Source organism: Deltaproteobacteria bacterium PRO3 (genome assembly GCA_030263375.1).
Classification (GTDB): domain Bacteria; phylum UBA10199; class UBA10199; order DSSB01; family DSSB01; genus DSSB01.
The window spans coordinates 1-25,611 of sequence record SZOV01000001.1 but is presented as its reverse complement, the minus strand read 5'-3'; the positions used below and the strand labels follow the sequence as shown (position 1 = coordinate 25,611).

General features: G+C 60.0%; 18 protein-coding genes. 10 read left to right on the top strand and 8 right to left on the bottom strand.

The window, feature by feature from the left end:
• The first annotated feature begins 157 nt into the window (after window positions 1-157).
• The 3 genes from FBR05_00090 to FBR05_00080 are packed head-to-tail and all read left to right on the top strand — an operon-like array spanning window position 158 to window position 3,674.
• Window positions 158-1,315, top strand: coding sequence for a hypothetical protein (locus FBR05_00090; GenBank protein ID MDL1870589.1), 1,158 nt, complete (start codon window positions 158-160; stop codon window positions 1,313-1,315).
• Window positions 1,316-1,317: 2 nt separating this feature from the next.
• The gene (locus FBR05_00085) at window positions 1,318-2,532 is read left to right on the top strand and encodes a hypothetical protein (GenBank protein ID MDL1870588.1); all 1,215 of its coding nucleotides are present in this window, start codon (window positions 1,318-1,320) and stop codon (window positions 2,530-2,532) included.
• Window positions 2,529-3,674, top strand: a complete 1,146-nt coding sequence (locus FBR05_00080; protein ID MDL1870587.1) for a glycosyltransferase family 4 protein — start codon at window positions 2,529-2,531, stop codon at window positions 3,672-3,674. The genes FBR05_00085 and FBR05_00080 overlap by 4 nt, the downstream gene beginning before the upstream one ends.
• On the opposite strand, the gene FBR05_00075 is transcribed toward FBR05_00080, so the two are convergent.
• On the bottom strand, window positions 3,622-4,623 hold the full coding sequence (locus tag FBR05_00075; GenBank protein ID MDL1870586.1) for an MBL fold metallo-hydrolase: 1,002 nt from the start codon (window positions 4,621-4,623) through the stop codon (window positions 3,622-3,624). The two genes, FBR05_00080 and FBR05_00075, sit on opposite strands and share 53 nt — an antisense overlap.
• A 285-nt stretch (window positions 4,624-4,908) precedes the next feature.
• On the opposite strand from FBR05_00075, the gene FBR05_00070 reads away from it, so the two are divergent.
• On the top strand, window positions 4,909-7,797 hold the full coding sequence (locus FBR05_00070; GenBank protein ID MDL1870585.1) for a hypothetical protein: 2,889 nt from the start codon (window positions 4,909-4,911) through the stop codon (window positions 7,795-7,797).
• 33 nt (window positions 7,798-7,830) lie between these two features.
• On the opposite strand, the gene FBR05_00065 is transcribed toward FBR05_00070, so the two are convergent.
• Together FBR05_00065 and FBR05_00060 are read right to left on the bottom strand one after the other, a co-directional pair.
• Entirely contained in the window at window positions 7,831-8,256 is a 426-nt protein-coding gene (locus FBR05_00065) for a hypothetical protein (protein MDL1870584.1), read from the bottom strand.
• Between the two features lie 78 nt (window positions 8,257-8,334).
• The gene (locus FBR05_00060; protein MDL1870583.1) at window positions 8,335-9,327 is read right to left on the bottom strand and encodes a flippase-like domain-containing protein; all 993 of its coding nucleotides are present in this window, start codon (window positions 9,325-9,327) and stop codon (window positions 8,335-8,337) included.
• Here FBR05_00060 and FBR05_00055 point away from each other — a divergent pair.
• Window positions 9,247-11,061, top strand: coding sequence for a capsule assembly Wzi family protein (locus FBR05_00055; protein MDL1870582.1), 1,815 nt, complete (start codon window positions 9,247-9,249; stop codon window positions 11,059-11,061). The two genes, FBR05_00060 and FBR05_00055, sit on opposite strands and share 81 nt — an antisense overlap.
• On the opposite strand, the gene FBR05_00050 is transcribed toward FBR05_00055, so the two are convergent.
• A complete protein-coding gene (locus FBR05_00050; protein MDL1870581.1) occupies window positions 11,015-11,794 on the bottom strand; it encodes a polyprenol monophosphomannose synthase in 780 nt (259 codons plus the stop codon). The two genes, FBR05_00055 and FBR05_00050, sit on opposite strands and share 47 nt — an antisense overlap.
• Before the next feature lie 51 nt (window positions 11,795-11,845).
• Here FBR05_00050 and FBR05_00045 point away from each other — a divergent pair, with 51 nt between their 5' ends.
• A complete protein-coding gene (locus FBR05_00045; GenBank protein MDL1870580.1) occupies window positions 11,846-13,462 on the top strand; it encodes a hypothetical protein in 1,617 nt (538 codons plus the stop codon).
• 71 nt (window positions 13,463-13,533) lie between these two features.
• Here FBR05_00045 and FBR05_00040 read toward each other — a convergent pair whose 3' ends face one another.
• A complete protein-coding gene (locus FBR05_00040; GenBank protein MDL1870579.1) occupies window positions 13,534-14,511 on the bottom strand; it encodes a flippase-like domain-containing protein in 978 nt (325 codons plus the stop codon).
• Between the two features lie 259 nt (window positions 14,512-14,770).
• Between FBR05_00040 and FBR05_00035 the strand changes: the two genes are divergently transcribed.
• The 3 genes from FBR05_00035 (at window position 14,771) to FBR05_00025 (ending at window position 20,238) form a co-directional block, all read left to right on the top strand.
• Complete coding sequence (locus FBR05_00035) at window positions 14,771-15,919, top strand: glycosyltransferase family 4 protein (GenBank protein MDL1870578.1); 1,149 nt, start codon at window positions 14,771-14,773, stop codon at window positions 15,917-15,919.
• 71 nt (window positions 15,920-15,990) lie between these two features.
• Window positions 15,991-18,471: a hypothetical protein gene (locus tag FBR05_00030; GenBank protein MDL1870577.1), complete on the top strand. Its 2,481-nt coding sequence runs from the start codon at window positions 15,991-15,993 to the stop codon at window positions 18,469-18,471.
• A 33-nt stretch (window positions 18,472-18,504) separates the two neighbouring features.
• Window positions 18,505-20,238 (top strand): capsule assembly Wzi family protein, encoded by a 1,734-nt coding sequence (locus FBR05_00025; protein ID MDL1870576.1) that lies wholly within the window; start codon window positions 18,505-18,507, stop codon window positions 20,236-20,238.
• Between the two features lie 8 nt (window positions 20,239-20,246).
• Here FBR05_00025 and FBR05_00020 read toward each other — a convergent pair whose 3' ends face one another.
• Together FBR05_00020 and FBR05_00015 are read right to left on the bottom strand one after the other, a co-directional pair.
• Window positions 20,247-21,539, bottom strand: a complete 1,293-nt coding sequence (locus FBR05_00020) for an endo-1,4-beta-xylanase (protein ID MDL1870575.1) — start codon at window positions 21,537-21,539, stop codon at window positions 20,247-20,249.
• A gap of 15 nt (window positions 21,540-21,554) precedes the next feature.
• Entirely contained in the window at window positions 21,555-22,868 is a 1,314-nt protein-coding gene (locus FBR05_00015) for an inositol-3-phosphate synthase (protein MDL1870574.1), read from the bottom strand.
• A 240-nt stretch (window positions 22,869-23,108) separates the two neighbouring features.
• On the opposite strand from FBR05_00015, the gene FBR05_00010 reads away from it, so the two are divergent.
• On the top strand, window positions 23,109-23,402 hold the full coding sequence (locus tag FBR05_00010) for a hypothetical protein (GenBank protein ID MDL1870573.1): 294 nt from the start codon (window positions 23,109-23,111) through the stop codon (window positions 23,400-23,402).
• Here the strand turns inward: FBR05_00010 and FBR05_00005 are convergent.
• Entirely contained in the window at window positions 23,399-24,928 is a 1,530-nt protein-coding gene (locus tag FBR05_00005; GenBank protein MDL1870572.1) for an ATP-binding protein, read from the bottom strand. The genes FBR05_00010 and FBR05_00005 overlap by 4 nt on opposite strands.
• Between the last annotated feature and the right edge of the window lie 683 nt (window positions 24,929-25,611).

The window sequence follows — 25,611 nt, the reverse complement described above, 5'->3', positions numbered from 1 at the left end:
TATTTTGTAAGGATATATTAGTTGGAGTGCACCTTAGATCCCTGCCTTTAGGTCAGAATCCTATTATTTTCAAGCAGATATTTTAAATTGCGGGAAAAAAGCATTGCTACTCCATTAATGCTTAGGTTAGGTGGGTGACAATCCTCGGACGTTAAATATGTACAGAAAGTTAGTTATTTTTTTTAAATCAGTTTTTCTTCAGATTTTAGCAATTTACTTATGTACCTTCCTTCTTGCGCCCGTCGCTTTTTCGCAACAACGACGTGGGGTATTTTTGCAAGACCCACCTAGCGGACAGAAAGACCCAACTGGCTTTCGAGGTTTTGGGGATGAACCTGATGACCTAGGCGCTGAAGGCGATGATTATTCCACCCTTGGAGGCAGTTCCAGATACCGTGGGCGCGGGTCCCAGGATTCCTTGATGGATCGCGGACTTATTTATCAGGTGCACGTTCTGGGAGAAGTGAAGAAGCCTGGGACTTATCGCGTAAGTCCTTCTATGCGTGTCACAGATGCTCTTCAACTAGCGGGAAATGTCAAAACAAGCGGAACCGAACGCTTTGTGGAAGTTAGAAAAGCAGGGCAAGGTCGTGGGCAAGTTTTAGACCTGTTCGCCTATAAGACCCTCGGGCAATTGTCGCAAAATCCATATCTTGAAGACAATGAAACAATTTTCATCCCTCTAAAAAAGCGAGCGATTCAAATCGAAGGACCGGTAAGAAGACCCGGAATATTTGAATTGAAATCCGAACGCTTTCTCCAACAGGTTATTGACTTAGCTGGTGGTTTCACCGTCGGAGTCGACCCAAAGCAACCTTTGAAGGTGATCCGATACGGTGGTCATACCGATAAAGAGATATTGGAAATTTACTCAGACTCTCCAAATATGGGCGCCTTCGAAGTCAAGGATGGTGATGTTATTGTTGTTCCGCATAAATTCTTGGCGAACCATCAGTTTGACTACAATTTGAAACAATTACCCAACGACAATATTTTTTACCCATCTCAAGAGGATCGAGTGTTTGTTATCGGGGCTGTTCGTGGCCCAGGCGCTTTCGATTTCAATCAGTATTATTCCTTGCGTCAATATCTAACACTGGCCGGTGGCACCACCACTATGGCAAAAAATAAGCAGATTAAAGTCGTCACAGTCGATGGGCAAACCTATAAAGCCAAAGATGGCAATTACGACCGCCTAATCAATCCCGGAGACACCATTGTTGTCCCCGAAAAATCCATTCCAACGTCATTTTACATTGGTTTGCTTCCGACAATAGCTTCTTTAGGTTTAAGTGCCACTGCATTGTTTAAATAATTATGGAACCTAATAATCTTCATAAGGATGTGCCGGTTCCGCCGGAATTCTCCCATTACGCGGCAAATTATCCAGGGATGCCCATGATGGGCTATTACGTTGAGCCTGAGGTGACGATTCTGGATTACTGGCGTGTTTTTTGGGCACGAAAATGGCTCATTATGATCATTACCTTGCTGTGCGGTGCGTTGGCGGTTGGCGTATCCTTGATAATGAGTAAAAAATATAAAACTCAGGCATCTATTATGCCACTTACCTCCAGCGGCAGCAGTGGACTGTCCAATCTGGCCAGCCAAGTATCTTCAATCCCTTTGGTGGGTTCTCAGCCGGGAGGTTTAGGCGCCTTGGGGGGTGGCAAGAGCAAAGAGTTGGTTAATATTCTCAAAAGCCGAACTTTGAGCGAGAAGGTCATCGATAAGTTGGGTTTGATGAAGGTGATTTTTGCCAGGCAATATGATCCGGCCTCAGACACATATCGTCCGAACTGGATGGGAGTGATTCCTGTCAAAGAAGATGCCATTAATGTTTTTCAAAAAAAAATTTCTGATGTTGAAGAAGATAAAAAGACGGGCTTGATCAAGGTTCAGGTCAAGCTTGGGGATCCTGCGTTGGCCGCTAAAATAGCCAATGAAATGGTGATTCAATTGCAGGCCTTTATTGAAAATAATTCCCTCACGCTTTCTAAAAGGAATAGGATTTTCATCGAGCAGCAATTAGTCAAAAACGGCGCCAAGTTGCTTGAGGCTGGAAAAGAGCTTAACAATTTTTATGGTAACAACCGTATCTCTAGTATTATTCCCCAATTAGACGTCAATGTTGGAAGCTTCGAATCATTGCCCAAGCCGTTCGAAGACTTCAATGCTGAATTGTTGGAGAATCAGAGACGAGAAGAGAATGTCAATAAGCAATTGGCTGACACACGGGTAAAGCAGGTACCAGGACAGATTGTTCTCCAATTCCTTACCTTAAAGCGAGAATTGATTGCCAGATCCCATGCCTTGTTGACACAACAATATGAGTTGGCGAAGATCGAAGAATCCAAAGAAGATCTCGCCTTTCAGGTAATAGACAAAGCTGACGTTAAGGTTAGGCCCTCATCTCCAAAGTTGATCCTAAACGTCGCTATAGGGATCTTTGGAGGATTTTTCGTCGCCGTGTTTATTGCTTTCTTTTCCGAATATATCCGTCAAATTAAGGCCAAAGAATCCCCCAGGTGAAAATCGCCGTCATCCACGACTGGCTGGTTACCTACGCGGGGGCCGAGCGGGTTCTCGAGCAAATCCTTTATTGTTTTCCCGATGCAGATCTATTTTGCGTCGTTGATTTTCTTTCTCCTAACCAGCGCGGTTTTTTGAAGGGGAAAAACCCCCATCCGACCTTTATCCAAAGGCTTCCCCTTGCTCCCAAGAAATACCGCTCTTACCTGCCGATCATGCCTTTCGCGATCGAGCGATTGGACCTTCGCGACTATGACCTGGTCCTCAGCAGCTCCCATGCCGTCGCCAAGGGGGTTAAGACTCGACCGGAACAGCTGCATATCTCGTATATCCATTCGCCGATGCGTTACGCCTGGGAACTTCAAGAACAATATCTGCGGGAGACCGGATTGGATTCGGGTCTCAAGGGCGCAGTAGTCCGATGGCTATTGAAGCGGCTTCGCGCTTGGGATCTTCGCAATAACCGGAGAATTCAACAGCTCATCGCCAATTCAGGCTATATCTCGCGTCGCATCAATAACTGCTACGGACGCGAATCCACCGTGATCTATCCGCCGGTATCGGTAGATGATTTCTCTGGAGAAGAGGCGCGCGAAGGATTCTATCTCACCGTCTCACGCCTGGTTCCCTACAAAAAGGTCGATCTCATCGCCGCGGCGTTTCGGGGTATGCCGGAAAAAGAGCTACTGATCATCGGTGATGGCCCAGACTATGAAAAGGTCAGGCGCTCCGCCGGCCCCAACGTGCGTATGCTCGGTGCACTTCCGTTCCAAGAGATGAAACGGCTTCTGCAAAAGGCATGCGCCTTCGTCTTCGCGGCCGAGGAAGACTTCGGCATCTCCGTCGTCGAAGCCCAAGCCGCCGGAACCCCGGTCATAGCCTTTGGACGGGGCGGGGCGCTGGAAACCGTGCGCGGACCCGAAGCTCCGTATCCCACCGGAATATTTTTCCAGGAACAAAGCATTTCCGCCCTGCAGGCCGCCGTGCGTGCCTTCGAGGAACGGCGAGAGATGTTCTCTCCGGAGCATTGCCGGAGCAATGCGCGCAATTTTGACGTTTCGCGGTTTCGCTCAGCGTATTCGAGTTTCGTCAAGGAGCGATGGGAAGAATTTCAAACCCGTCCCCCAAGGTCTCCAACCTGAACCCCGTTCCCTCCGCCGTCGAGTATATTTCCGCGCCGATGGCCCGCCACCGGGCAAGCACCTCCGGATGGGGGTGCCCGTAGGCATTGTCTTTCTCGGCCTGAATGAAGATCGCGCTGGGCGCCGTGGCCTCCACGAACGACGCGTTCGAGCTGCTCAGGCTGCCGTGATGGTTCGCATGCACCACGTCGACTCTGCCCATCGATTCCGCCAGCAGCGACTCGACATCCGGCGTCAGAAATCCGTCCAGCGAGCCGCCCCCGGTCAGGTCTCCCGCGGTGAGATAACGAAAATTGCCGTACTCGACCAACAGGGCAATCGAGGCCGCGTTCTCCTTTCCGGAATAGGTCGCCGGCGTCAGATCCACCGTTGCGGCAGATCCCCCAAAATTCGCCACGGCGCCGTTGGCCGCCAAGCATCGGATTTTCAAGGCGTCGTCCAGCGCCAACCCTTGTCCCGCCTCCAAGGTCCGGCGCTGTGCCCCAGCCTTGGCAAGGGCCGATAAATAACCGCCATAGCCTGGACTGTTGTCCCAGGGAACCCCGCCGCGGTCATAGGCGACGCCCACGGCGATGTCATCTGGAGTGCCGATTTTTCCGTCCTCGCCGGCCAACAGCGACGGCACCCCGCCCAGATGATCCAAATCGTAGTGCGTGACGAGCAGCGCATCCAGCTTGGCGACCTTCAGTTCTCTCAAAAGAGGCAGCAAACGCTCCCGGCCGGCGCTCGGCGGCCCCGCGTCGATCAGCAAGGTCTTCCCGCCCGGACTTCGCAAGAGCGTCGCGTCTCCTTGGCCGACATCCGGCAGGTAAATTTCCAGCTTCGATCCACCTTCCACCGCGTTTGCGTCTGGAACGCCGACTCCGGAATCCCCGCGTTGGGGGAGGGCGGGCAGTGGCATGCAAGCGGGCAAACTACAAAATAGGACCAGGATTGGGAGGATTCGCATAAGTTTTCCTTTCGCGGGAAAATTATGCAGAGCGCATGCCAGCTAAAAAATCGGCGGGAGCCGATTCGGGAAGGGGGTCTCTTTGGAAATCCAAGGAGCATTAAATGGTCTTCCTTCAAAGCGCCTTGCAAAAAGACAAATAAAAACATATACTTAGTTTTTATAGCCTGAAATGTTGCGACGCTGAGCGGTTAGGTCCCGACGAAAAGACAATCCAAATCCCTGCGCGCACCGTCCGATTTTCCTACGATCCATCTCTGGCAATTTCCCAAGAGTTCCATTAGTATGTGCGGTCCGATGCAAGACCGCGATCCACCGCAACATCCGCGTATGTTTGAAAAACTTTCCAAGGCAATCCGGGAAGAGGAGGGCGACGAAGGTTTTCTTCAATTCGGCTATCAGATCGAGTTTTTGCCCCGGCAAAACTGCCTGGCGATCAAGGTGGTGCTGGGCGACGAAGCCGTCACCCGCTTCGAGCGCTTCGGCATTCACGCGCTGGGCCTGCATCGGCACGGCACCCCCCAAAGCGAGCTCGATCCCGAGCATCGCCGCTTCGCCCAGCACCTGCTGCGCTTCGCCAACCTCAACGCCAGCGAGGGTTTTTACGTCGTCCCGCGGAAGCACATCGCCTTTTTTCTCTCGAAGCTCGCAAAATTCCCGCGCGTCGAATCGCTGGGCGACGGAGCTCCGGCGAAATTCTCCGAGCAGCCGCTGGTTCCGCTCGTGGAGTTGCTGGAACAGACCAAGTCGCACGTCAAGCTGGCGGCCAGCTTCCAAGACAGCGAGACCTTGAAGGAATTTCCCTTCTCCGGGGCGACGGTCTTCCTGGGTCCGCGCGTCTGGGCCTGGGTGGGAGACGCCTTTTATCCGATCAAGAGCACCGTGCTCAGCCCCATGCTCAGCGACTTCAACGCCGACGGGCAGTTGGTGCTGACGGGCGACGAGGCCGCCGACTTCATCCAAGACTACCTCCCGCAACTGGCCCGTAAGCCGCAGATGATCTTGCCCGAGGGTTTCCACCTCCCCGAGATCCTCGAGACCCAGGCCGAGGCCGTCTACTCGATCCGCGAAGACACCATCCGCGACAAGCTGATCCTCGAGATCCTCTTCGCCTACGGCGAGCACCGCGTCCCGCCCCATGAGCAGGAAAGCGAGGTCCTGGTCGAGGCGACAAAAGACGGGAAAAAGCTCCTCGTGCGCCGCAATCTCGCCTACGAGCGCGAGACCCTTGCGCCCTTCCTCGAGCAGGGCTTCCACCGCGTCGGCCCCACGCGCTTCGAGACGGGCGAGGACAAGGCCCTCGATTTCGTCTCCGAGACCCTGCCCAAGCTGAAACAAGAGGCCGCCATCGAAGGCGAAGAGGGCCTCCAACACTTCAAGCTCTTCGGCGACCTCGGCACCCTGCAGCTCAAGGCCAAGGCCGCGCCGGGCGGCATCGATTGGCTGGAGATGGACGTGGGCTTCGAGATCGACGGCATCGAGGTTCCCTATGAGGTCGTTCAGACCCTGATCGCGCAGGGCAAGCGTTACCTTCATCTCCCTGGGAAGGGCTTCGCGCGCATCCAGAAGGAAGACCTGCAGAAGCTCGAGGAGAAGCTGGCCGAGTTGGAGGGCGAGATCGACGCGACCGGGCGATTGCGGCTCTCGGGATACCACGCCGCCTATTTAGACGAGATGCTGCGCGTCGATTGGAGCCGGCACCAGGACTTCGGTGCGATGATCCGCTCGCTGCGGCACTCCCAAGAAATTCCCAAACGCCAGCTGCCGCCGCGACTCTCCGCCGTGCTGCGCGATTACCAGCACCACGGCTACGACTGGCTGCATTTCCTTCACGACCACCGTTTCCACGGCATCTTGGCCGACGACATGGGGTTGGGCAAGACCCTGCAGGCCTTGGCGTATTTGCAAGACCGTCGAGATCGGCACGGTCCTATGCCCAACCTGGTCTTGGCGCCGACCTCCGTCGTGTTCAACTGGGCCAACGAGGCGCAGAAGTTCACGCCCGAACTCAAGGTGCTGATCTTGACGGGGCCGGAGCGCAAGAAGCTCTACGAGGAAATCCCCTCGGCCGACTTGGTGCTGACCAGCTACGCGCTGTTCCGCCGCGATGTCGAGGTGCTGGCCAAGCAGCGTTGGCGCACGGTCGTCCTCGACGAGGCGCAGAACATCAAAAACTTCCGCAGCAAGACCGCGCTCCTGGTCAAGGAGCTGCAGTCCGAGCAGCGCTGGGCCTTAAGCGGCACGCCGCTCGAGAACCACCTCTCCGAGCTTTGGTCCATCTTCGACTTCCTCATGCCGGGATTTTTAGGCAGCTACCCGCACTTCAAGCGTAAGTACCAGCAGCCCGTCGAAAACGAGCAAAGCGCCGAGCAGCTCGACCGCCTGCGCCGCCGCATCTTTCCCTTCATCCTGCGCCGCCTGAAGGACGAGGTCGCCAAGGAGCTGCCGCCCAAGACCGAGGTCGTGCAGTACTGCGAGATGACCGGCGACCAGCAGCGCCTCTATCACGAGATGCTCGCCTCCTGCCGGCGCCAGGTCTTTTCCGAGATCGAGCAGAAGGGCATCGAGCGCAGCCACGTGTCCATCCTCACCGCCTTGCTGCGACTGCGCCAGGTCTGCTGCCACCCCGAGCTGCTGGGCCCCAGCTTCAAGAAGCGTGAGATCGTCTCCGGCAAGATGGAAGCCTTCCAAGACCTGGTCACCGAGGTGCTCAGCGAGGGGCACCGCATCCTGGTCTTCAGCCAATTCGTCGAGATGCTGTCGCTGCTGCGGATTTGGTTGGAAGAGGAGAAGGTCGCGTACGAATACCTCGACGGCCGCACGCGGCGGCGCGAGGAAAAGATCAAGCGCTTCAACGGCGACGCCTCGATCCCGGTCTTTCTGGTCAGCCTCCGCGCCGGCGGCACGGGGCTCAACCTCACCGGCGCCGACTATGTCATTCACTACGATCCCTGGTGGAATCCCGCCGTCCAAGACCAGGCCACCGACCGGGTCCACCGCCTGGGCCAGACCAAGCACGTCTTTTCTTATAAATTAATCACCAAGGACAGCGTGGAAGAGAAAATCCTGATGCTGCAAGAGCGGAAGCGCTCGCTGGCCAAGGGCCTGCTGGGCGCGGATTCGGCCTTGGGTAAAAAACTCAAGATCGAGGACTTGGAGTACTTGTTTTCTTAAATCCAAGGACCTTTTTAGGGGTAATCCGGAAGGCTAGTGACTCAGCGGGGCTTCGAGGTCGCTTTCCTCTTGTTTTTTCAAGAATCTAGCCCACTCCTGGCGCAGGGCGTTCATGTCCACCCTGAGGGCAGTACAAATGTTTAAGAGGTTGGTGAACCGGTCTTCGGTCAGTTGAGTATGTTTTTCGAACCGTAGCTCCCAGGCCTTCATTCGATTTTCGAACCGTTGTTCCAGGTCGTCAATGCGCAGTTCCAGTCGGTCTATGCGTAATTCCAATTTGTCGAAGCGTTTTTCCAGTTTATTAAAACGATATTCCAGCCGGTCAAAGCGTCGGTCTATTTGCTCAAAACGTCTGTTGATATCTTTAAACCCTTTTAAAACGACCTTTTGGCTCTTTTCAAAGAGCATAGTAAGATTGGCAATCTGCTTCTCGAGGGGTTTTATGTCGGCCTTTTCCATTTTGAACTCCTTAGCGGATGGCGGTTGCGATTTCAATAGGGCAATTAATATGCAATATCATTGCCACTCTATTGCGGACTAAGGCATCGCCTCCGCCTTCTTCATCTCCGCCTCTTCCAAGTCCTTCAACCTTATCCCCCAACGAAAATAATAGAACAAACCCACCAACGTGACCGGGATCACCTGGAGGAAGTGAAAGTAGAAGCCGATCCCCAAGGCCGTCGCCTTGTCCAGGCCCAGCCAGGTGTAGGCCAGGACCGCGGCAAACTCGAAGGTACCGATGCTCGAGGGCGCGCTGGGCAGGGCGATGGCGAAGTTGATGGCGATGAGCACGAAGGTGGTCTGCAATACCCCCACATGAATCCCGAAGGCCGCCTCGACGCACATGAGCATCGCAACTTGTAGTGCCCAACTAAGAAAGGCCAGCCCCAAGAGCCAGGCGAAGGAAGAGAAAGAACGCAGCGGCTGCGAGGCCTCGCCGATGTGATAGAAAAACTCGATGACCCGGTAGATCGCCGGGTGCCGTTTCTCCCACTTCACCAGGTCCGGCTTCCGCTTCCAGAGCAGGATCAGCATCACCTGCACGCCCACCAGGATCGCGCCCAGGGTGTAGGCGCCGGTCTTGATCCAGATCGGCACTTGCAAAAAGCTCGCGACGAGGAAGGAGAGCAGAATCATGGAGAAGCCGGGAAAGAAGCGTTCCAATCCGACCGTCGTCAGCACCTGGGTGTAGCGCAGATTCCACTTCTTGGCGACGAAGGAGGCGCGGAAGAATTCGCCGGCCTTCAGCGGCAGGAGGTTATTCGCCATGTAGCCGATGTGGAGCACGTCGAAGAGCGTCCAGAAGGGCAGGGCGGCCAAGGGGCGCAGCAGTCCCGACCACAGCAGGGCGCGCAGGGCCATCAAGAGGAAATTCAGCAGGACCACGCCGAGCAGCCACCAGGGCTTCGGGAGCAGGAAGGCCTTGCGCAGGTCCTGGCCGTCGAGGGAATGGAAGCAAAAGTAGATGAAGATGCCGGAGAGGGCGATGCCCAAGACGTTGAAGAGCTGCCTTTTGCGACGCGGGGACATGAAGGTCTTTTTCTGGAGGATCTTCGAATTCTTGGCAAGATTTTATTGATCTTCTTGGCCCCAGCCCTTAGTTTAGGGGCCTTGCTCCTCCGCAGATCCCTCATCTTACTCTGGCTCCTCTTTCTGGCGCCCGCCCTGGCGCAGGGGTATTCCTCCGTCACGGTTCCTATCGAAGACCCCGTCTACCGCAAGCTCGACAAGCTGGCGGCCCATGGGCTGATCCCGGATCGCCTCCTCGGACAGCGTCCTTACGTGCGCGCCGAGATCGCCCGGCAAGTCGCCGAGGCCCTGCAGAACGTCGAGTCGGTCAAAAGCGAAGGTGCCCGGGACTACGTCGACCGCCTCTTGAAAGACCTAAAGCGGGACTACCGCGAAGAGCTCGTCCAAAACGGCGCCTTCGAGGGCCGCGTCCCGGCAATCCAAGGCCGGCCGCTCGAGGAAGGGCGCATGGACTTCCTCTACCTCGACCAAGCTCCGCAGTTCTACGTCCCCGACAACGGCTTCGGCGGCGTCCGCGCCGTCAGCCGCCCCCTCGTCGAGAAGCGGGCCGGCCGTCACTACCAAAGCGGGATCAACCTCGCCTTCGAGACCAGCCATTGGATGCGCCTCGGCAAGTATTTCTCGGCGCAGGCCGAGCCGCGCTTCCAGATCCAAGGGGTAAAGGGCAATGCCGACGCCGAGACCAAGGTCTTCGCGCAGCGCCTCAACGGCCGCTTCACCTGGAACAAGCTCGACGTCCAGATCGGCCGCGATTCCCTCAATTGGGGCCCCTCCGCGCTGGGTGGCCTGGTCTTTTCCAACAACGCCAGGCCCCTCGACTTCATCAAGCTCTCCTCCGTGATGCCCTTCCGCTATCCCTTCCTGTTCAAGAAATTTGGCATCAACCAATGGAGCCTGGTCGTTGCCAATCTGGGGCCCGAGCAGCGTTTTCCCGATTCCTGGATGGTTTCCTATAAAAATTCCAACCGGGGCAGTCGTTATTTCGAGCTCGGTTTCAGCCAGACCTTGATCCTGGGCGGGGATGGGGCGCCGCATTTAAGCTTCGGCGACAGCGTCGCGGAATTCTTCGGCGCCGGGGTCGACGACGGCAAGCGGGCCACCAACCGCAATTTCGATTTCGAGCTGATCGGGACCATCCCGCAGGCGCGCGGGATGAATATCTACGCCGAGCTGCACTTTGAAGACTTCGACAGCAACCTCTCGGTATTGTTCGACGAGGACTTGTCCTTTTTGGGCGGCGTTTATCTGCCGCGCCTCAACGACAGCGGCACCCTCGATCTGAGGTTGGAGTACGCGCGGCTCTCCCCCCGTTACGCTCGCCACGAGACCTTCAGCGACGGCGTCAGCGAAAACCGCTTCTTGATCGGAGATCCCCTGGGGCCGGATGCCTACGCGATCTCCGCCGAGGTGAATTACGATCTGAGCGAGGACACCCTGCTCAGCGGAGGGTTTCGTTTCGCCCGGCGCAACGGCGACATCTACACCGTGACCCGAGACGGCGACGGCGTGACCGACTCGGCCGCATCCTTCGACCGCGCCGAGGAGACGCGGTTTCGCACCACGGCGGGGGTGCGGCACCGCTTCAACGACCGCCTCACGGCCCGCTTGGGGCTGGGCGTCGAGCGCGTGCAAAATGCCAACTTCATTCCCGGAAACGGGCGGACCGAATGGCTGGGCGAGGCGGGACTCACCTATTATTTTTGGCCGTCGCTGGAAGTCGGGCGCAGCCCTTGACCGCCTCGGGCGCTTCGCCTCGGCGCAAGGTCCGGCCCAGCCTCCAAGTCTTCCAAAAGGCCTCCCAGATCAAATTCCCCGACATCTTCGAGACCCCCCTCCGGCGTTCGGTGAAGGTGAACGGAACCTCCGCGCAGGAGAAGCCCGCGGCCAAGGCCCGCGCGGTGCACTCGATCTGAAAGCAATAGCCCAGGGAATCGACCGGCGCCGCGAGCAGAAATTCCAAAACCTCGCGACGAAAGGCCTTGAGGCCGCTGGTGAGGTCGCGCACCGGCAATCGCAGCGCCCGGCGGGCATAGGCGTTGGCGCCGCGGCTCAGGCCGCGACGAAACCAGCCCCAGTCGCGGATGCCCCCTTCGGGGACGTAGCGCGAGCCGAGCGCGAGATCGAAGCCCTCCAAGGCGCCGAGCAGCTTGGGCAGCAGGGCGGGGGGATGCGAAAAGTCCGCGTCCATCTGCAGGACGGCGTCGGCGGGGCCCTGCAGGGCCCGGGCGAAGGCGGCGAGATAGGCCCTGCCCAGGCCCTCCTTCGCGGGACGGTGCAGCGCCTCGACGCGGCCCGGATGCGCCGCGGCCAAGGTCTCCGCGATGGCGCCGGTGCCGTCCGGCGAGGCGTCGTCCACGATCAAAAGGCGAAAGGCGGGCTGAAGCCCCAGTATCTCCTCGGCCAGGGGGCGCAGGTTCTCGGCCTCGTTGTAGGTGGGCAGGAGGACCAGGGGGTGTCGGAAGGCCATGTCTCGGTCTTTCTTTACTTTTTCGGCCTCGGCCTTTAACCTGACCGGGCCATGGCGAGTTTGTCCCCACGCGAAGAATTGATCAAGATCCAAAAGCAGATTTTTCGCAAAAACCAGAAGATCATCGAGGAATCGATCCTGGTCAGCGAGCAGGGCTTCGCCAAGTACGAGCAGAACTACCTGAAGCGGGTCCAGACCTTCCGCTCGGTCGCCGACGCCGAGGAGCTAAAAAAGTCCCTGGCCCGCGCCGACTGGATCTACCTGGGCGACTACCACACCAACCGCCAGTCCCAGCGCGCCCTGCTGCGCCTGCTCAAGATGATGATCGGGCAGACCGACCGCTTCGTCATCTGCCTCGAATTTCTGCAGAAGCGCCACCAGCCCCATGCCGACCGCTTCCTCCAGGGCAAGATGTCGGTGACGACCTTTCTCAAGCGCATCAACCTACGCAAGCATTTCTACTTCGACCTCTGGGAGAACTTCGAGCCGATCTTCGACTTTGCCAAATACTACCAGCTCGACGTCTACGGCATCGAGTCCGCGCCCTTCGGCGCGGGGCTGAAAAAACGCGACGAGGCGATGGCCAAGACCCTGGCCGAGATCCACGCCCTTAGGCCCGACTACAAGAAGATCGTCTTCGTGGGCGACCTGCACATCGCGCCCGACAACCTGCCCAAGCAGGTGGCCAAGGCGATCGCCGACGGCTACGATCCCGGCCGCGAGCTCTTCCTCTACCAAAACTCCGAGAAGATCTACTGGCGGCTGGCCGAGGCCCAGCTGGAGGACAAGGTCGAGGTCGTCCGCCTCGACGACAAGAGCTTTTGCCTGATCAACACCCCGCCCATCGTCTGGCAGCAGTCCTACCTCAATTGGCTGGAGAACGAAGAGGGCGAGATCGACTACCAAGACCCGAAGCACAGCTTCCTCGACCTGGCCGAGCGCATCGCAAGGTTCCTCGGCATCCGCCTGCCCAAGAGCAAGGACGAGGTCGAGGTCTTCACCTGCGGGGATTTGAGCTTCCTCGAGCGCCTCGACGAAGACCCCGACTTCAGCGCGCGCGAGCGCCGTATGATCCAAAAGCAGGTCGAGCTCTCCGAGAGCTATTACATCCCGAAGCACAAGTGGGTCTACCTGGCCAACGTCTCGCTCAACCACGCGGCGGAGGAGGCGACGCACTTCATCCGGCACCTGGTCGCGGGCGACGAATTTCCGCGCAGCCACGAGGACGCCTTCTACGCCAACGTCCTGCACGAGGCGATCGGCTTCTTCGGCTCCAAGATCATCAACCAGAAGCGGAAGTGCATGCGCGTCGAGGATTTCCAGAGCTTGATCGAGTATTTCAAGAAGAATCGCGTGCCGCGCGACCGCGGCTTCGAGCTGGAGGTGGCCCACATGGTCATCGAGGTGAAAAAGCACGAGAAGCGCGGCCTGCCCGTCGCCAACGCCGGCTCGATCTACCGCCGGCACGAGCTCTTCTTCGGCGTGACCCACGCCTTGGGCTACATGATGGGGGAGATCCTCTACCACGCGATGCTGCAGGGAAAATTCAGCAAGCGCGAGATCGGCAAGCTGTTCCGCGACCCCTTCCGCGAGGAGGGGGCGCCTTACAAAACCTACGCCAAGCTGCTCAAGAAATTCGGCAAGGTGCCCTTGCCACAACGCATTTAAAACCTCTAAAAAAAACGCGCCGGTGCGCCCAAGGCCGGTGAGCGAAGCGCTCGAGTATCGGCGTCCGGCCCTTAAGCCGCCTCCGGGACCCCTTGCCAATCCTTCGCGCGGAGCCCCCAGCGAAAATAGAAGAAGAGCCCCAGCGCGGTCACCGGCAGGATCTGCAGAACATGAAAATACACGGCGATGCCCAAGGCGGTGGCCTTGTCGAGGCCGAGTCCGGTGTAGGCCAGGACCGTGGCGATCTCGAAGGCCCCGAGGTTGCCGGGGGCGCTGGGCAGGGCGATGGCGAGGTTGATCGCGACCAGCACCAGCACGGGGGCCGCCCAGCTCAGCTCCAATCCGTAGGCCAGCTCCAAAACCTTCAGCATCGCGATCTCCGAGATCCAGACCAGCATCGACAACAGGACCAGCCACAAGAAAGTCCGCCAGGATCTCAGCGCCTGCGAGCCCTCGCCGATGTGGGCGAGGGCCTGGAAGATCCGGTAGAGCCAGGGATGCCGGGTCCGCCACTTTTCGAGGTCGGGATGGCGCTGCCAGAGCAGGAAGAGCCCGGCCTGCACCGCGACCAAGACGAGGGTCATGACGAGGGCCCCGGTCTTGATCCAGGCGGGGAGGGGAAAGACCAGCGCCAGGCCGAGGGCCAGCAGCACCAGGCTGAAGCCCGCGAGGTAACGCTCCAATCCGATCGAGGTGAGCGCCTGGGTGTAGGGCACGGCGTAGCGCTTCTTGACCACGCCCGCCTTGAGGAATTCCCCGGCCTTCAGCGGCAGGAGGACGTTGGCCATGCAGCCGACGTGCTGGGCCTCGAAGAGAAAGGCGAAGGGGATGCGGGCGGTGGGCCTAAGCAGGATCTGCCAGACCCAGGTCTTGAAACCCAGGACCGCCAGATTGCCCAGGGCGGCGACGACCAGCAGCCAAGGCTGGGGGATGGCAAAGGCGCTGCGCAGCTCCGCCCAGGAGAGGGCGTGGAAGCAATAATAGAGGAAGAGGCCGGAGAGCAGGAGGCCGGAGATGCGTAACCAGGGAAGCTGTCGAAGGGATTTCATTAAAAATTAAATAGATACAATAAGTTGTGAAACCCAACGGCCTTGGGCCCCGTTAGAGAGCCATGCCCAGGGCTTTGTCGCCCACCCTTATACCCAGGTCAAGCCCGCTTGTTTATTCGCGGGGAATCGACTAGGAGACGGCCAACCTTATGAACGGCATCGGAAAATTTCTGTACCAAATTAAACAGGGCTTTCTCTTCGCCCTCGTCCTCTCGGCCCTCTGCGCCATCGGCATCCAAAACCGCCTCTGGAAGGTGAAATGAAGAAGATCGGCATCGTCAGCGAGTATTTCTACCCCCACCTGGGCGGGATCACCGAGCACGTCTACTTTTACTCCAAGGAATTGGTGAAGCGCGGCTACGAGGTCGTCCTGCTCACCGGCTACGAGGGCGAGACGACCGATGTGCCTATTCCCGAGGGCCTGCGCATCGTCCGCCTGGGCAAGAGCGTGCCTTTCTACATGAACAACTCCTTCGCGAAGGTGACTCTAGGCTGGAACCTCGGGAAGAAGGTCCGCCGGGTGCTTGAGGAAGAGAAGTTCGACCTCTTGCACATCCACTCGCCGCTCTTCATGACGCTCCCGCTTTTGTTCTTGAAGTATTCCGACACGGTGACGGTTGGAACGCTGCATACCTATTTCGACTCCGTCGGGCCGCGCTTTTTTTTCCGCGCCTTCCAGAAGTTCATCCAGCGATTCTTCGACAAGATGGACGGGGTGATCGCTGTCTCCGAGGCCTGCAAAAAGGCCCTGGAGCCCTATCTGAAGGGCGATTTCGCCTACATCCCCAACGGCGTCGACACCGAGTGGTTCGCCAACCCGAAGGGCAAGATCGAGAAGTTCGACGACGAGACGCCGAAGGTAATGTTTCTCGGCCGCATGGACCCGCGCAATGGGCTCGAGTCGCTGCTCGACGCCTTTCCCGCGGTGGTCGAGCGCCTACCCGCAGCCAAGCTGATCGTCGTCGGCGACGGCCCGATGCTGCCGCTCTACCAAGAGAAGGCCGGCGCCCTGAACGGCCGTAACGTCTTCTTCGAGGGCCAGATCAACGGCAACCGGCCCGAGTACTTCGCCTCCTGCGACGTCTTCTGTTACCCCGCCAAGATCGCCGCCTTCAGCGTGACCCTGCTCGAGGCGATGGCCGCGGGCAAGCCGGTGGTGGGCACCGACAACCTGGGCTTCCGGCAGGCGATCGAAAATGGCAAGAACGGCCTGCTGGTCCCCCCCGAAGACAGCGGACAATTGGCCAAGGCCTTGCTTCAATTATTGGAAGACCGCGAGGGCGCCGCCCGGATCGCCAAGAACGGGCAGGAATGGGTGCAGGGGATTTCCTGGTCGCGGGTCACGGACCGGATCTTGGATTTTTACGACCAGGTCTATCGCCGCGAGCGGGGCATAGCCTGGAAATAACGAGAAATATCATGAAAATCCGGAGCTTTGCCTTGAAGGGCGGCTCTGGCCCATGCTACCCCTAGACCTTCATGAAGCGCGCTTTCCCCAAACTCTACCAACTGGGCTTAGCCTATCCCAAAACGGTGCTGCTGGTCGCGGCGCTGCTCTCCGCGCTCTCGCTTTATTTCGTCCAAAAGCTCGCCTTCAACAGCGACTTCGCCTCGCTGCTGCCACAAGAGACCGAGAGCGTCCGCAACCTGCGCAAGTTCGAGCGGCATTTCGGCAACGTCGGCTACGTCGTCTTGACCGTCGAGTCCAAGGACCCGGAAGCGGCCGAGGTCTTCGCGGACCGCCTGGCCGAGGCCCTGCCCCGGCTTCCCGAGGTGAAATACGTCGACTACAAGCAGCCGGTGGAGTTCTTCAAGAAGCGCCTCTGGTATTACCTCGAGACGAAAGACTTAACCGAGATCGAGCGCCGCATCGAGCGCTCGCTCGCGCTGCAGGAGAAGGGCGTCAGCCCGGTTTTCAACGACCTGATGGACTTCGCCGACGAGGAAAACCGCCCCGACCTCACCTTCACCGACATCCGGAAGAAATACGAGGACAAGCTGGACGGCGAGGTGCAGAAGTTCAGCTCCGGCTCCATCGAGGATCCCTTTCAAATCGTCTGGGTCAAGCCCAAGCGGCCCTCCAGCGACCTCGACTACAACCGCCGGTTGATCGCCGACATCCGCGGCCTCGTCGACAACCTGAAGCGCGAGACGGGCCTGGCCTCGGTCACGGTCGGTTATACGGGGGAATATAAAAACAGCATCGAGCAGGTCGACCACGCGAAGGGCGAGATCTCCTGGATTTCCGCCCTGGTGACCTTCCTCCTGCTCTTAGTCGTCGTGTTGTACTTCCGCAGGCTTAGCGCCGCGCTGCTGATCGGGTTTCCGCTGCTGCTCAGCGTCCTGTGGACGATGGCCATCCTGTATTTCTCGCTCGGCCACCTCAACATGATGACGGGCTTCGGCGCCGCGATCCTCACGGGCCTCGGCAGCGACTACGGCATCTTTCTGCTGACGCGCTACTACCAAGAGCGGGCCGCGGAGCGGGACTTTTCCGAATCCTGCCGCCTGGCCTTCGGCAACACGGGCCGCGCGACCTTCGGATCGATGGTGACGACCGTGGCCGCCTTCGCCGCGCTGCTCTTTTCCAACTTCCAGGTCTTCGTCGAGCTGGGCATCCTGGGCGCCGTGGGACTGGTGATGAATTATGTCGCGATGATGCTCATCGTCCCCAGCCTGCTGAAGTTGGCGCATGACTGGCAGGGCCATCGCTGGTTCCAGTGGTTCCACGGCCTCGACCGCCTGCCCAATTTCAACCCCTTCGGCCGTGGCGGGGCCTGGGTGCGCTGGTTTACGCCGCGCCGGGCCTGGCTAGGCACGGGCGTGGCCGCGGTGCTGGTCGCGCTCTCCGCCCTGACGCTGCCGGTCCAAAGTCGCATCTATTATGAGGACGGTCAGATGGACGTCCAGGAGCTGCCCGCCAACCAGCTCAACCAGCGCGTCAGCCAGGCGAGCTACGGCACCTTGAAGCCCGGCGTCCTGATGGTGGCCTCCGAGGCCGAAGAAGAAAAACTGTTGGAATACCTGAACGCGAAGATCGACGGCCGCCCCCCGGAGGAATTGGTCTACCATAAGGCCCTGGGCCTCGCGAGCTTTGTCCCCTCCGACCAGGAGGGCAAGCGCGAGCGGCTGGCGCGGATTCGCGACAAGCTGGCGCTGGCGAAGCTGGTGAACAAGGACAAGAAGGCCCAGACCCTGGAGAGCCTCTCCGACAGCCTGGCCGTCCCGCCCATCACGCGGGACGAGCTGCCCGAAGAGGTGCGGCGCGCCTTCCGCGCCCAGGACGGCGCGGCGGTGCAGACGGTCTTGGTCTACCAATCCCTGCCCCGGACTTCCTCGCAGAACATCGGGCGCTACTTCGAAGGCATCGATCAGGCCCGTCGCGAGAGCGGCATCGCCTTCGAGCCGGTCGACGCCGTCTTCGTCCAATGGGACTTGATCAAGCTGATCGAGCGCGAGGCGCCCCGCGGCATGGGGCTGATCCTGCTCTTCTTCGCCGGCTTTCTCTTCGTGACGCTCAAGCCCGCCAAGCGGGCCCTGACCGTTTTTTTGAATTTACTCGGCAGCCTGGTCCTGCTTTCCGGGGCGATGTGGCTCTGCGACGTCCGGCTCAACGTGATGAACATCGCCATCATCCCGATCGTGCTCGGCACCGGCATCGACTGCTTCATCCACTACAGCCACCGCTTCGACGAGGAGCGCGACCTCTCCGAGATCGTCCGCCGCGACGTGCCGGCGATCTTCGTCTCCAGCCTGACCAGCCTGATCGGCTTCGGCGGCCTGGCCTTGTCTTCCAGCGCGGGACTGCGTTCGATCGGTTGGATCTCGATCCTGGGCCTGAGCATCGTGGCCCTCGTCTGCGTGTGGGTGTTCCCGCGCCTCCTCCTTCTCGAAGGAGCCCCGGGGACCGAGCCCGATTCGGTGAAGGGCGGGGCCCTCTCCGCCCAAGTATTTGATTGACGCCTCCTTAGGCCCCGGCTAGTCCCAGTCCCTATGCGTTTTTCGCGAATTCGCCGGTATTTCCTCGTGTTTTTCTTCGTGTTGGGCGCCGCATCGAGCTTTCCGCCGGCGCCGGTTTTCGGCCAGGCCTCGGTCAACGTGCCGGTCACCGATCCCGTCTACCGCGACATCGACAAATTGGTCGCGCACGGCCTGGTCGACAAGATCATCATGGGCCAGCGTCCCTTCTCGCGGCGCGAGATCGCTCGTATCGTGAAGGAGGCGATGGTCCACCTGCCGCGCCTGCAAGGCCCCCTCGAGGACCCGCAGGTCCCCGAATCGCGCAAGGAGAAGCTGCGTGCGCGTCTCGACTACCTCAAGCCGATCTTCGAGCGCCTGAAGCGTGATTACCACGAAGAACTGGTGCAGAACGGCGCCCTCGAGGGCGAGACCAAGTGGTATTCCGTGCACCTGCTCGAGAAGGTCGAGGCCGACCTCGGCGTTGCCTCCAGCCCCGCCGAGCCCCTGCCGGTGAGCAACGGCCTCGGCTCGATCGACGCCGTCATCAATCCCTTGCTCGACTACCGCCAGGGCCGGCACCTCGTCGACGGCGCCAACCTGGGCCTCGAGACGACGACCTGGCTGAGGGCCTCGGATTACTTCGCCATGCTGGTGAGGCCCCGCTTTCAGTTGGGCCTCGGCCGCAATGCCACGCCCGACCAAAACCGCGCCGACGTCCTCAATCTCTACGGGAAATTTTGGGTGAAAAACCTCGAGATCCAAATTGGTCGCGACAACCTGATGTGGGGACAGGGTATTGAGGCCGGCCAGCTGCTCTCGACCAACCCGCGCGGGTTGGATATGGCGAAGATCAGCAACGATTCGCCCTTCTTTCTGCCTTGGGTCTTCAAATACCTCGGGGCGAACAAGATCAGCTTTTTCTACGCGGACCTCGGCCCCGAGCAGAACTTTCCGAACGCCTATCTGGTCGGTTACAAGTGGAGCCTACAGCCCTTGAATTTTTTCGAGATCGGCGCCGCGTTGTTGACCCAATCGGGCGGCGACGGCTCGCCGCCGGCCTCTTTCTTCGACCGGGTGCGGGACGTCTTTCCGGTCGACCAAGCGGGCGGGGTCAATCAGGTCGAGATCGGTAACCATATCGGCGGGGTGGACTTCCGCTTCCGAATCCCCCCGGCGCGCGGGCTCGAGCTCTATGTCGAGGCCAACTTCGACGACAACCATAATCCTTTCAGCAAGCCCAAGAAGGCCTTCGTCGACGACGCCGCCTACGTGGCGGGTTTCTACCTGCCGCGCGTCGACGAAGCGGGCGCGATCGACCTGCGGATGGAATACCGCCGCACCGGCCTGCGCTTCTACGAGCACGCCCAATTCGTCTCCGGTTGGACGCTCAATCAATTCCTGATGGGCGACAACCTGGGGCCGAACGCCTGGGGGCTCTATGGCACGGTGAATTGGGACGTCGATCCAAGCAACCTCTTGAGCTTCCACGGGGCCTTTGAGTCGCGCAGCAGCGATCTCTGGACCGTCGTCGATCCCGCCGGGGAGTTCATCTTCACCAAGGTGGCGGACGGCCCCGAGGAGCGGCGGCTGCGCGGCCGGGTGGAGTGGCTGCACCGTGTCCAGGGTTTTCCCCTCCAGGTCCGGGCGCAACTGGCCTACGAGCGGGCGCAGAACTTCAACTTCGTCGCCGGCAACGACCGCAATAATTTCCTGGGCGAGGTCGGGCTGCGCTTCGAGTTCGACCGGTGGACGCGGTTTCCGCGATAGCTTTCTTTTTAGGGAAGGGCCTGCAGGTATTGCGGGGCATCGCCCAGGCGCAGTTGCAGCCCCTTGGGGCCCGCCGTGAGTAGCTTGACGACCTTCCCGTCATGGCTCACCGAATGGAAGCGCCCCGTCAGGCCCGGCAAGATCACCGTCGCCGGCTTCGGTGAACTGCGCCAGGCCGCCCAGCGGGGCTTTCCCTCCCGCGAAAATTCCAGCACGTAATTCTTGGCGTCGCCGACGCGCAGGCGCCGCTCGAAACGATGGCCGGCCAAGGCCTCCGTCAGGGTCTTGGCCGCGTGGAAGGCAGGTTTGGGATTCAGGTCGGTCCCCACGATCCCGAAGTTGTGCTCGTTGTTCTTGGGATCGCTGCCGTCGTTTTTCCAATCGTACCAGATCGACAGCGGGACGCCGGAGGCGAGGTTGAAGAGCCACATGCGGGCGAGGAATTTCCCCTGCAGCTCCGCGTCGAGGCCGAACTGCACCGAGGAGTAACCCCATTCGCTGGAGAGAATGGGAAAATCGCCATCCGCGCCTTGGCGGCGCAGCAAGGCCCGGAGCCGGTCGTAGGAGACGCCCGCCGTCTCCGGCGGGAGCCACATGCGGTAGGGATGGACCGAGATCGCCGCCCAGTGCTCCAGCAATCCCGCCTTGAAGCAGGTCTTGAGGAAGCCCAAGTCGATGCGCGAGGTGGCCGGCCCGATCAAGGCCTCGTCCAAGCCCGCCTCGCGGAAGGCCCGCGCCACCGCCAGGGCGAGCGCGGCGTAGTCCTTCGCGTTAGGCTTGGGGCGCCAAAACATCTTCTGGTTGGGCTCGTTCCAGACCTCCCAGAGGTAACCCTTCTTCGCATAGCGGCGCGCGGCCTCGGTGGCCCAGCGGGCGAAGGCCTGGCGCGTCGCCTCGTCGCGCGGGGCCAGGCCGCCGTCGTAGAGCGGGTGGCCGTAGTCGAGGATGAACAGGGCCTTCAGCCCGTGCTCGTCCAAGGCTTGAACCAGGCGGTCGTAAGCGCTGAAGTCGTAGACGCCTTTTTCTCTCTCCGTGGTGTCCCAATGCAAGTCCATCCGCACCCAGCGCGCGCCGGACTCGGCGATCTTCTTCATCTCGCCGGGTTGGGGATCGGTGAAGTGGATGTTGACTCCGAAACCCTCGGGGACGACGGGAGGAGGGATGCTGGGGTGCGGGGCGCGGGCCTGGGCGGAGGCGGAGGCCAGCAGGGCCACTAAAGAAAGCAAGGCCGTGGCGAGGAAACGTAAGGGCCGTTCGCGAACGACCCCTACAATCTCGGCAAAGACACCAAGGCCTCGCATAAGCCACCGCGGGATTTATTCGTAATAATCCAGACCCAGGTGCGTGATCTGCTCTTCGCCCATCAGGTAGCGCAGGGTGTTCTTCAGCTTCATCTCTTGGATGAAGAGGTTGTGCTCGGGATAGAGCCCCGGCGCGGTCATCGGCGACTTGTAGTAGAAGGAGAGCCACTCCTGGATGCCCTTCATGCCGGCGCGCTTGGCCAGGTCCATGAAGAGGACGAGGTCGAGCACCAGCGGGGCGGCCAGGATGCTGTCACGGCAGAGAAAATCGATCTTCAGCTGCATGTCGTAGCCGCACCAGCCGACCAGGTCGATGTTGTCCCAGCCCTCTTTGTTGTCGCCGCGGGGCGGGTAATAGTGGATGCGGACCTTGTGGTAGAAGTTGCCGTAGAGGTCCGGGTAGAGCTCGGGTTGCAGGATGGTGTCGAGGACGCCCAGCTTGCTCTCTTCCTTCGTCTTGAAGGAATCGGGATCGTCCAAGACCTCGCCGTCGCGGTTGCCGAGGATGTTGCTGGAGAACCAGCCGGAGAGGCCCAGGTAGCGGGCCTTGAGGCCGGGGGCGAGGATGGTCTTCATGAGGGTCTGGCCCGTCTTGAAGTCCTTGCCGGAGACCGGCGCCTTGGTCTCCTGCGCCAGCTCGAGCAGGGCCGGGGTGTCGGTCGTCAGGTTGGGCGCGCCGTTGGCGAAGGGGATGCCCAGCTTAAGGGCCGCGTAGGCGTAGATCATGCTGGGGGAGATCGTCTTGTCGTCCTTGTCGAGGGCGGCCTCGAAGGCCTTCAGGCTGGCGTGCGCGGGGCCGGGCTGGATGAAGACCTCGGTGGAGCCGCACCAGATCACTACGACGCGCTTGGCGCCGCTCTGCTTCTTGAAGTTTTCGATGTCCTGGATGACTTGGTCGGCCAGCTCGCGGCGGGTGCCCTTCTTGACGTGCTTGCCTTCCAGCTTCTTCACGAAATTTTGGTCGAAGGCCCCGGCGAAGGGTTTCAGCTGTTGCAGGGGTTCTTTGACGGCGTCGAGGTCGCTCTGCTTGAGGACGCCGGCCTTGGTCGCCGCCTCGTAGGCGTTGTCGGGGAAGATGTCCCAGGCCCCGAAGACCAGGTCCTCGAGCTTGGTGATGGGGACGAAGTCTTTGACGAGGGGATTCTTTTTGTCTGTACGTTTTCCGAGACGGATGTGGCCCAGCTGGGTGAGGGAACCGATGGGTTTGGCGAGGCCGCGCTTGATCAGCTCGACGCCGGCGACAAAGGTGGTGCTGACGGCGCCCAGGCCGACGAGCAAGATGCCCAATTTTCCCTGTGCGGCTTCAATGGGAGTTCCCTTTTCGATCATATATACCTTTCTCGTTGAAAGCTGGAATGTGACTGGAGGTGCGCCTATAGCATTGCGATTCCGGCCTTGTAAACGCCGATTTTCGGGCCGGCCGGGGAAAAACCGAGGGATTGTTTCGAGATTTTTGAAGGCGTTATTTCGTACAGAATCAATGGCATAAAATTGCGGAATTATTAGAAAATTCTTAGCAACAAATGCGCGGCGGCACCGACACACTCTCGTTCCCGAAATACTTATTCTATGAAAGTCAGCAAAGTGAGCACTCGCCCCGTTTTCGCACCCGAGGAAGCTCCGCAAGGAGATTTTCCCAAGCCCGAGTCCGCGCTCCAAGAGTCGGCCTTTTTCGCCGCCCAAGTGCGGGGGATCGGTCCCCTCAAATTGAACACCGCCAAGGCCAAGCTGAAGCTCCGCAAAAAGGTCGAGGCCAGCCTGACCGAAGTCTTCAAGGTGCCCGCCTTGATCGACGGACTCACCGACTACCTCGCCGAGGTGGTGAACGAAGACTCGCAGCGCGCGAGGCTTTTGGGCATTTAAACTGGCTGCGCCTCCTCCGAGCGATAGGCCATCGCCTCGCTCAGATGCTCGGCCGCGATCCGTTCCGCTCCCGCCAGATCCGCGATCGTCCTCGCCACCTTCAAGACCCGATGATAGGCCCGCGCCGACCAACCCCATTTTTCCACCGCCGTTTTCAACAATTCCTCCGAGGCCGCGTCCAGGCGTCCATGCCTCCGCAGCTCCGCCGGTCCCATCTGCGAGTTGAAGGACAGGCCCTCTCCCGACAGGCGGCGGCTTTGCCGTTCCTGGGCCCGGGCGACGCGCTCGCGGACCTCGCGGCTGCTTTCGCCCCGCGCGTTCGCCTTCAAGGCCGCAAAATCGAGGGCGGGGACGGTCAGGCGCAGGTCGAAACGGTCCAGCAGCGGGCCGCTGACCTTGCTTTGGTAGCGCTGCACCGAGGCCGGCGGGCAGACGCAGGGGACGCGGGCGTTGCCGAGATGGCCGCAGGGGCAGGGGTTCATTGCGGCGGCCAGCAGGAAGCGCGCCGGATAGCTCAGGCTGTGCCGGGCCCGGGCGATGGTCACCCCGTGGCTCTCCAAGGGCTGGCGCAGGGCCTCTAGGACGTGGCGCTTGAATTCGCCGATCTCGTCCAGAAACAGGACCCCGTTATGGGCGAGGCTCGCCTCGCCGGGCCTCGGGACGCCGCCGCCCCCGATCAGGCCGGCTTCCGAGATCGTATGGTGCGGGGCGCGAAAGGGCCGCTCGGTGAGCAGGCCCGTCTCGGGCGGGAGCCTGCCGACCAAGCTGTAGATTTTCGTCGTGGTCAGGCTCTCCTCGCGACTCATCGGCGGCAGGATCGAGGGGAGGCAGCTGGCCAGGAGCGTCTTGCCGGTGCCGGGCGGGCCCACCATCATCAGGTTGTGGAAGCCGGCGGCGGCGACCTCGAGGGCGCGCTTGGCGTGGCCCTGGCCTTGGACTTCGGCGAGGTCCGGCAGGTGGGGCGCTTTGGGAGGGCGGGGCGGTGGGAGCTCCGTCGCCAGGGGAAGGGGACCGCGGCCCTTCAGGAACTCCACGACCTCGGGCAGGCTGCGGGCGCCCAAGGCCGTGACCTCCGGGATGAGGCCGGCCTCGTGGAGATTCTCGAGGGGCAGGATCAGGCCGCGCCAGCCCTTTTCTTTGGCCAAGGCTGCGGCGGAGAGGGCGCCGCGGATCGGCCGGAGGCCCCCGTCCAGCGAGAGCTCGCCCAGGAAGCCGTAGCCTTGGAGCGACTCGACCGGAAGCAATTCGGCCGCGGCCAAGAGGCCGATCGCGATCGGCAGGTCGAAGGCCGTGCCGCTCTTCTTGACGTCGGCGGGGGCCAGGTTGAGGGTGATGCGCCGGAAGGGAAATTGATAGCCGCAGTTATGAATCGACGAAATGACCCGGTCCTTCGACTCGCGGACCGCGCTCTCCGCCAGGCCGACCGTCGACCAGCCGGGCAGGCCGCGGGTGATATCGACCTCGACGTGGATCGGGGTGGCGTCGATGCCTTGGAGGCCGGCGGAGAGTAGGGTGGCGATGGGCATGCAAGGCTCTGGTCTGCAAAATCCGTGCTCCGTTGATCTGTGCTCGTCGCCACCCACCGGCCGGGAGGGGATGTGGTTCTTCAGACCTACGGCCCGGTCGGGCTACTCGCACTAAAAAGGCCTGTTCGCACATCCAGTTAGAGTCTTCCTTCGTCAGCCTCTAACTGGAGTGCTCTCTAGGCCTTTTTAGCGCTCCTACGCCCTCCCTCCTGCCTGACGGTCTGAAGAACCACATCCCCTCCCGGCCTAGGAGTCGAAATCGAGGATTAGTTTTCTAAGCCCACAAAATCGGATTTCAGCCCGAAAAAAAACGGAAGAGGACAACAATATGGGACGAAATGGATCTTTAGAATTTGAATAGTGTTCGATTTTTGGACGCTGGCCCACGGATATCGACTGAAATTCAATTCATTTTATGCCGACCTAAATATGAAAAGGCCGGTCGATTTTGCCAAGTCTGTGAGGGTTGAAGATTCTCACCCCTCCGCAGATTGGGGGGCGGTAGTGTTTTACTGAGGAACTCGATTGGGTTTCTTCTTTAAAACTATATCGGAGGCCGTGAGGCGATACCCTCTCCCAGACCGTCAGGCAGGAGGGAGGGCGTAGGAGCGGAAAAAAAGCTGAGAGAGCACAAAATTTAGGGGCTGACGAAGGAAGACCCTAAATTTTCGTGCGAACCAGCT

Bases quoted from the DNA above. Each gene is read 5' to 3' on its own strand.
- FBR05_00045 (MDL1870580.1), top strand. From the start codon at position 11,846: ATGGCGAGTTTGTCCCCACGCGAAGAATTGATCAAGATCCAAAAGCAG.
- FBR05_00070 (MDL1870585.1), top strand. From the start codon at position 4,909: ATGTGCGGTCCGATGCAAGACCGCGATCCACCGCAACATCCGCGTATG.
- FBR05_00035 (MDL1870578.1), top strand. From the start codon at position 14,771: ATGAAGAAGATCGGCATCGTCAGCGAGTATTTCTACCCCCACCTGGGC.
- FBR05_00015 (MDL1870574.1), bottom strand. From the start codon at position 22,868: ATGATCGAAAAGGGAACTCCCATTGAAGCCGCACAGGGAAAATTGGGC.
- FBR05_00085 (MDL1870588.1), top strand. From the start codon at position 1,318: ATGGAACCTAATAATCTTCATAAGGATGTGCCGGTTCCGCCGGAATTC.
- FBR05_00040 (MDL1870579.1), bottom strand. From the start codon at position 14,511: ATGAAATCCCTTCGACAGCTTCCCTGGTTACGCATCTCCGGCCTCCTG.
- FBR05_00030 (MDL1870577.1), top strand. From the start codon at position 15,991: ATGAAGCGCGCTTTCCCCAAACTCTACCAACTGGGCTTAGCCTATCCC.
- FBR05_00050 (MDL1870581.1), bottom strand. From the start codon at position 11,794: ATGGCCTTCCGACACCCCCTGGTCCTCCTGCCCACCTACAACGAGGCC.
- FBR05_00025 (MDL1870576.1), top strand. From the start codon at position 18,505: ATGCGTTTTTCGCGAATTCGCCGGTATTTCCTCGTGTTTTTCTTCGTG.
- FBR05_00090 (MDL1870589.1), top strand. From the start codon at position 158: ATGTACAGAAAGTTAGTTATTTTTTTTAAATCAGTTTTTCTTCAGATT.
- FBR05_00010 (MDL1870573.1), top strand. From the start codon at position 23,109: ATGAAAGTCAGCAAAGTGAGCACTCGCCCCGTTTTCGCACCCGAGGAA.
- FBR05_00020 (MDL1870575.1), bottom strand. From the start codon at position 21,539: ATGCGAGGCCTTGGTGTCTTTGCCGAGATTGTAGGGGTCGTTCGCGAA.
- FBR05_00065 (MDL1870584.1), bottom strand. From the start codon at position 8,256: ATGGAAAAGGCCGACATAAAACCCCTCGAGAAGCAGATTGCCAATCTT.
- FBR05_00060 (MDL1870583.1), bottom strand. From the start codon at position 9,327: ATGTCCCCGCGTCGCAAAAGGCAGCTCTTCAACGTCTTGGGCATCGCC.
- FBR05_00075 (MDL1870586.1), bottom strand. From the start codon at position 4,623: ATGCGAATCCTCCCAATCCTGGTCCTATTTTGTAGTTTGCCCGCTTGC.
- FBR05_00005 (MDL1870572.1), bottom strand. From the start codon at position 24,928: ATGCCCATCGCCACCCTACTCTCCGCCGGCCTCCAAGGCATCGACGCC.
- FBR05_00055 (MDL1870582.1), top strand. From the start codon at position 9,247: ATGGAAGCAAAAGTAGATGAAGATGCCGGAGAGGGCGATGCCCAAGAC.